The organism is Vibrio sp. VP6 (assembly GCF_028823755.1).
GTDB lineage: Bacteria > Pseudomonadota > Gammaproteobacteria > Enterobacterales > Vibrionaceae > Vibrio > Vibrio parahaemolyticus.
This window is the reverse complement of sequence record NZ_JAPEID010000068.1, coordinates 1-7,577: the sequence shown is the minus strand read 5'-3', so window position 1 is coordinate 7,577 and position 7,577 is coordinate 1. Positions and strand designations below refer to the sequence as shown.

General features: G+C 39.8%; 5 protein-coding genes. 3 read left to right on the top strand and 2 right to left on the bottom strand.

The window, feature by feature from the left end; all coding sequences use genetic code 11:
• Positions 1-2,376 (top strand): hypothetical protein (locus OU793_RS23030; RefSeq protein ID WP_274647850.1); only part of this gene is annotated, 2,376 nt, incomplete at its 5' end.
• Positions 2,373-3,377, top strand: coding sequence for a hypothetical protein (locus tag OU793_RS23025; protein ID WP_029839166.1), 1,005 nt, complete (start codon positions 2,373-2,375; stop codon positions 3,375-3,377). The genes OU793_RS23030 and OU793_RS23025, both read left to right, overlap by 4 nt.
• 438 nt (positions 3,378-3,815) lie before the next feature.
• Here OU793_RS23025 and OU793_RS23020 read toward each other — a convergent pair whose 3' ends face one another.
• Both OU793_RS23020 and OU793_RS23015 read right to left on the bottom strand, forming a co-directional pair.
• Positions 3,816-4,457 (bottom strand): hypothetical protein, encoded by a 642-nt coding sequence (locus OU793_RS23020; protein WP_029839168.1) that lies wholly within the window; start codon positions 4,455-4,457, stop codon positions 3,816-3,818.
• A gap of 641 nt (positions 4,458-5,098) precedes the next feature.
• Positions 5,099-6,394, bottom strand: a complete 1,296-nt coding sequence (locus OU793_RS23015) for a site-specific integrase (RefSeq protein WP_017633489.1) — start codon at positions 6,392-6,394, stop codon at positions 5,099-5,101.
• Between the two features lie 622 nt (positions 6,395-7,016).
• Between OU793_RS23015 and OU793_RS23010 the strand changes: the two genes are divergently transcribed.
• Entirely contained in the window at positions 7,017-7,202 is a 186-nt protein-coding gene (locus OU793_RS23010; RefSeq protein WP_159404179.1) for a hypothetical protein, read from the top strand.
• Positions 7,203-7,577: the final 375 nt, after the last annotated feature.

Sequence of the window (7,577 nt, the reverse complement as noted above, 5' to 3'; positions counted from 1 at the left end):
CGCATTTCACTGTTTTTATGTTCAGAGGTGTCGCACTTCGTACTTGAATCCAAGGGTTTAAAGAGCCTTAGCGGAGTGATTCTCGCTTTGACTATTCTAGGCTTGTTAGAGAGTTATATTAGAGCAAACACAAATATTTTGGAGCCTCTTAGTAAAGAGCAAATAGAATTTAATATCAACCAGCTCAGGTTGTATGCACAACTGCTTACCACCATATTTTCAATATACTTCGCATCAATAGGTATTATATTAAGTACGGGCTACACTAAACTTCGGCGTGATATTATTCAGCTTCTCACGACTGAACAGGTTGGTAATGTATATTCACGCGTTTTAGTTTTCTCGGCCATCTTTTGTCTCATCGCCACCACACTAGAATCCTATGGTATTGCGCTGGGAGTGTCAGTTTATGCCGTAGGAACATTTTTAACAGCTATAAGCTCACTTGCGTTGTTCCCTTTAGGTCAACGGCTGTTCAACTTCTTCAATCTCAATCAATTGGCTACTAGTGAAGTACTACCTAGAATAGCTCACCATATAGAGAATGCAGCTAAGTCTAACAATTCAGTTTCTCTATCCAACCATCATTCAAAAGAAGCTCGCTTAGCCTTTAAACAGTTATGCTATATCGACGACGAGATGAAAAGCGAAACCAAAAAGCTGAATGATAACTTGCCTCAACTTAGTCATAATTATTCAGCATTATTACAACACTACCTACATAACAAACATCGTATCGCTCATACAAGCTATTGGTTCCCAAGGCGAAAAAAACATAAGCAATGGTTCTATGCCGGAGATAGCGCCACCCATACTGCTTTACAAACAAGTAGCCAATTAGCAACAGAAGATGAAACAGACTATCAATGGTTAGAGAATGAGATTATTGATAGATTAGCTAAGCATGTAGAGCTAGCATTTGCGACCGATGATTTTATGTTAGGACTAAACCTCCTAAGTCAACTGTCATCTCGAATATCAACTTATTCAGAACAATTTCAGTTCTCAATAGGAATGCAAGAAATTCAAAAAATACAGTCAGTTATAGAAACTGCTTTTGCTTCCATAGAAAAAGTTGAGAAAGAACCAGAGGAACTAGTTCTATTGATTGGGATAGCTGACACATGGACTGCATTAGGAAGCACTCTTTGCCTTGAAACAATGAGGCGTATGTTTATATTCGAGGAAGAGCTAAAGCACTTCTTTGATACTGATATATGGACAGGTAAGCATCTAAAATATCTACCTTCTTTCCTGCAAGTAGAGTTAAACGTTGTCGTGGAACGCATCAACTTTGAACGAAGGATTGAAGGTCAGCGACTATCAAAACCTAAGTATGTCCAACAACTGGCAGTTCAAAAGGTTTTAAATCATTACGCAAAGGTGCTTCAGGAAATCAGCGACTATTATGCATTTACGATCCCGAACTTTGTAAAGAAGCTATCAGAAATGCAGATGAAAGAAGCTGCGACTCAAGTGATTTTGGCAAATCTTCACAATTATTGGAAGTTACCTAAATGGTTCGAAGATATATCTCATCTAATTAATAGATACAAAGAGTTTGAACATTACTCCGAAAAGCAGTATTTATTTCCAGAAATAGATATTGATGCTTTTAGAAAACAACACGCCACAGCACGAGATGAAGCAATAGAGATGCTAGGTGAAGCTAGTATTATTGGGCATGTTTTTAGGCAAGAACAAAATGATGAACTACCAGATCATTTTGGGCACATATACTTCGAACTCGCCGAAGCTTGTATTGATGCGCTTGAGCAGAATGATGAGACTAAGTTAAGTAAATCTATTCCAATGTTCATGCTACTAGCTTTTATGGCTTCCGACTCTAAATTCTTAGATCCTAAACTCGATATAAATGATGAGTTTCGATTACATCTCATTTCAACTGTATTAAACGATATAATGTCAGTTGTAGGATTTGCTATTTTATATGGAGCTTACTTCGAGAATTCGAGACTATCCGAAATGGCACTTGGCGAGTTCAATAAATGGATTGATAGGTTTCCAACCAAGAAACAATATTTGGAGAGGATGGTACGGCTTTCAAATCCTCGTTCGTTTAGCTCTAGTGTATCCCCAAGAGATAGGATTCGTTTCAACTGGAAATCAGCTTTTGAAGATCGTACAAGGCAAGATGGATATGGAGACCAAATGGGTATGAATAGAGGAAAAACCCATAAAAACAAAATAATTAGAGCGTTTCTTAGCAACTCATTTTCGGATGCTTCTCATCTATTTATTGCTCTACATATCCTTCCGCAACTTGGCTCTGTTGATTTCGAAATAGGTCATGATATTTCCTCACTTAAACATTCTTTAGAAGATACTGAAGACAGTGAAGAGGATTACCTATGAAGCTTGTTAAAGGGAAACCGGAACATCATTTTCATTTCGATACAGAAAATATGGGGCTCTTAGAAAGGTTTTTCATTAGTCCTTTGAGAGAACGAGAGGGCTTCTACCAAGGAATGTTTAATCAAGATTTTTCTCAAATTTTCAAATCGTTTCGTCGAAGAAATGAAGCTCTTTTTAGTATAAAGTCTAATGATGACGTGCTAGCTGATAAATTGCTTGGAAATGTCAAAGGGAGACGTAGGCATCATTGTTTAGACGATACTGTGCGTGAGTGGGTGGAGGAAATTGCTCAAAAATTAGTGCGTTTGAAAAGTGCATGCTATTTTCTTCATGAAGACGCAGAAAAAGAAGAACTACATATAGTGCCTTTAAGTTCGGTTAATCTGTTCCAGTTCTTGAATATATCCATCCAGCTTTTGCCAAAACGACGAAAAGAGCATTGGAATAGCAATGGAGAGTTACTACCAGCAGAGCTACGAATCTTAGATACAAGTAAACTTATTCGAATTGATATTTCCAGTGCCACTAAGCAACTTTTGTTAGCACAAAATAGGATATTGATCGCTCTAGATAAGCACCAATATGACAACACTGCATTTTTTCCCGAAGCCACATATAAGAACCCCATACCAAGAAGCGATTTTGACTTTAACTATTGGGTAGATACGCAAGATAAAGCACTGTATCGAGCAACGAGAGATACTGGCTGGACTGGCAGAAAACAAGATTCATCAAAGCGTTCAGATTTTTTCGATTGCTATCGTTTACTCCGTTTTAAAAGAAACCAATTGATACTACGCGACAACATACTTTTCCAATTAGGAAAGGAGCTTACAAGAGTTGGACAGCAGTACAACCCTGAGTTTGAGGTTGTGATCTCCCCTACTAATGCTTTGCCTAATATCGCTGAACTGGACAAATTGAAAGGGCAACTATCACAAGAAAAAGTTAGCTTCACCGACATCATTGACTTTTGCTACGAACGTAAAAGGACTTCTTAATGAAACATTTCTAAATTAATTCGTCTAGATGTATCTTACGGCCCACGACTTGTAGATACAGCTAGATTAGAAAATCTAAGGCATTTCTGTCTTAGCGCACCTGAGACGACAATCTTCGGTAAAACGGAAAGGGGCATTTTGTGTTATATGCCCCATCAGCACACATCTGGACATGTTCGAGTTACGATCCTTAGAGCACTCGATATTTTCGTAAACGCCCCATGATCCTACGGGTTGATATTGTCAGTGTTTGAGTTCCAAGGTAGGAGCGCATTGATATCTGGCTGAGCTTTCGTTAACTCCTGCATACACTTGACCATATAGTCGTAGAGGATTTAGCGGTCTCTACAATGCCGCGTTTACTCTAAACCGATATAGAAAAGCTGCTCTAACTGAGCAGCTTTTCTATATCGATACTAAACTAGTTGCTTTTTTTTTCTATCCACCTTGAAGAACTCCAACTAAATTCTTATTAACCTCTTTCTTAAAAGTTCGATAAGGAGTATCTGCAACAAGAAGGGATATAGCTATCACCCAAAACAAACCAAAGTAAATAAGTGAGCCAGCAAAAAAACAAGAGACAATAGTCCAAAACATATCAGCATTGTTCTCAGCCATATAGTCATAGACAGAATACTTAGTTAAAGCAGCAGTAAGAAGTAACAAAACACGATTGACTGTTTTCCCTCGGTTTGGACGCAAGCATTCAACATACTTCTTCCTGTCAGCTAAATTTGTATACTGCATGGAGTTGTGATTAACAATTCCAACTAGTCGTGAAAGACCAGACTTTCCATCAACAAACAGCAAGCTAACACGTTGCCCTTTCAAAAGGTCGATTTCAGAATTAATTGTATACTTTAGCTCTCGACCACTATCAAACCTAACCCAAAACCTAGTTTTTGTTGTTGTACTTGAACTTACCTCGGCAATCTCAGGGCCTTTACTAGAAACCGCATGGCGTGTATTTATGTGCGTCTCGGTAGAGACGTTTGAATCAATAACCTCACCACTTAGAATAGAATACTCACCTTTACTTCCACCGGAAGCAGCAGATGAATTCTTAACTAACAACTCCATTTAAAATCCTTAATAAGTAGCCAAAATAAAATATTAATAAAAATAGGGGGGTATCTATCTACTGCAATCCAAATAAGTAGCTTGTAAAAACTTCTCTTATCTAAACTAAGTCCAGCCGTTGGTAAACATGAAATGTGAACAATCGCACCTGTTAACTACAACACTATAATCATGCACAAATAAAACACCGCCACCCCAAAAATATAACAACCTCTAATTATTCTTTTTTTCCACAAAATTGTAAACTCCCCATGATCCCACGGACATAACCTCAAAGCACAATTAATTGATGTTATATTTCTGGTAATCGGAGCAATTACGGCCACTGCGGAGCGCTGGCAAGATATCTAAACATACAGAGATGCCAAACAAAACTGGTTGAGAAATATGCCACGGCGTTAGGTCTTGAATTTAGCAAAGAGAAAGTTACTATCATTACAAATTCTCAGTCATCCATGAGTTTGTACTAGCAAGTTTTGGGGCACTTCTGAGTTACGGAGTGCCAACTGTGAAAGTTCTGGACATAATCGAGTGAGAATCAATTGAGCATGAAATCGTAAGACGTTATTTACAACTCTACGATACATCAATAAAAAGAAACAAAATAATGCAGCGTTCGCAGTGCGAACATCAATCCCACTTCACCAAAGACTAACCACGTTTGAATCTGTTTCCTCTGCTCTAGATAACTTGCTTTCCCATAACTCCAAAGCATAACGCTTCTCAGCCAAATATTCGTATCTATCGTAATGTTTTGAGCTAACGTCGTTTAGAGCATGGTTTTGTAGCCTGTCTCTCAATGCCTTACTTACCCCAATCTCTCCCATCAATGTTTTACAGGTTCGACGTAAATCCCTAGGGATAAAATACTCAAATTGCGGGTGATCATCTCTATAACGAGCAATGACTTGGCTCAATGAATCTAAGCGAACGTGGTCATTGTCATCTTTATGATGCGGGAAAATAAATGGACTAGCTGAGTTGCTTTCTCTGAGCCTTTCTAAGATAGACATCGCTGATTCAGTTAAAGGGACCAAGTGGCTACGCTTGTTTTTCGAAAGGTCCGGAGTGACAAGTAACGTTCGTTCATCCCAATTGATTGCCGTCCATTTTGATGCTGCAATCTCATAAGGTCTTTGTCCACCAGTATGAATACAAAGAAGAATAAGGCATCGCATCATTTCTGAGGATCGAACTCCTTCTATATCAAACTCAATATCATGCATAAACTGATGTAATTCCGTGAACGTTAGATAGCGCTCCCCTACTCGTTCTGCATCTTTTTGTTTTGGTATAGAAGATACTGGATTAAAGACGAGACCAAACTTAGCGTCTCTCAAGTAATTCGCAGGATCATTGTCATGTGAAAGGCCATAATTAAATGCGGCATGAAGGTAGCTTCTGACTCGATTGCTTTGTGTAGCGGCACCACGTTGTATCATGTGAGCTAATATCGTAACGATATTAGACGTCGTCACATCACAAGCCTTTGTTTCTTTGGAGATAAATGGATAAACCTCTTTCTCCAGTGACCGATAAACGTTTTGATAAGTCCGCTTCCCCTCTTTTTTCATTTGGTTTACATAACTTTGAAACAGCAACTCTAAGCTTCCCTTGCTCTCCTCCTCTCTTCGAGCTACTTCACGCTTTTTCTCTGCGTTGGCTAATTCAAATTTAGGATCGAGTCCCTGCTTTAACATTAAGCCCAGTTTATGCGCCTCCTTCCGCGCATCAACAAGACTGAGCGCCGGAAATCGCCCTAACTGAATAAAGAGACGTTTACCCTCGCGGTAGTAGCGAAAGACAAACCCTTTATTTCCACTAGCAAACACTTTCACTCCAAGACGTCCAGCGCCTTTAGTTCGGTCATCATCCCAAACGTAATACGCATTACTTTTAGGCTTTAAACCCACAATTTCTTTTTGCGTAATTGCCATAACAGTTCCTTTGTTGCGCAACTACACCCAGAGTTAAATTGGGTGTAGTTGTGGGTGTAGTTAGGAGGTCTCTTAATGACAGTTTGTGAGATATCACAAGATAAGGCAAGCTAAACAATCCACTAATTATCAATAATTTAAATACAATTTGAGATAGCATGGAATTTGATAAAACAAATATTATCACGACTCATAATCGATTGGTCCCCAGTTCAAGTCTGGGAGGGGCCACCAAATCTCGATAAGGCGTATGAAGAAATTCATGCGCCTTTATCTTTTCTGGTCCGGTCTATATCCGGTCTGCGATTACTTCCGGTAAGCTCTGGTCCATTAGGTCAGCCGAAAGACTCCACGCAGTCACCACAGAGTCACACTTCCCCTATCAGAGTGATATCCACCATCAGAACCTTCTCTCGTCTGTACAGCACGAATCAGAGCAGATACATACCACTCAACACCAGAACCGAACCCCAGAAAAACTTCGCGCTGGAACCAACAAAAATATAACCAACATTCCGTTCCATTAGGTCCAGTTATTAATATAAATATAATTTAGATACCTAAATGGGGTTCTAGCTGAGATTACGCAGGAGACTCAGCACCGAAGATTAGGACAAGATGAATGTTGAATCATGATGACCGATTACCCTCAGTGGTAATCGGTCTGTCTTTCTCTAATGTCATTTCGGCCAGTAATCAGCAGCAACCAACCACAGCACCAGAAACAGCAGCTAATCACGGGGCTGGTATTCATACTGGAACCGGAAAAATTAACGGCACACTGGATTACAGCGCGAATCTGGTATGAGTTAGGGCTAAGAGTTGGGTTAGTCGAATAGGATGCGAATCTAGCTGGTTACTGTCGGGACTGTCACGGCTGTCAGAACCGTCGGCGCTGTCATGACCGTCGCAACTGTCAGGACTACAGGGAAAATACATCTACTGCCGCCGCCGTCGGCAAACTGGACGGAAAACCTAAATAGGAAATTTACCTTAGGGTTCGTGTCCAGCTCGGTATCTAGCCAAAATCACAGCTAAAGACCGGATAGAGACCGGACCGACGACGCCGTCACGATAATTACAGAAACTACATCATGCAGGAAGTTAGGCAGAGTAAGCCTTAGAAGAAGATTACAGGGCCAGTCTGGTGTGACCGACCCAGCGATCTAGGATTTTAGATTGG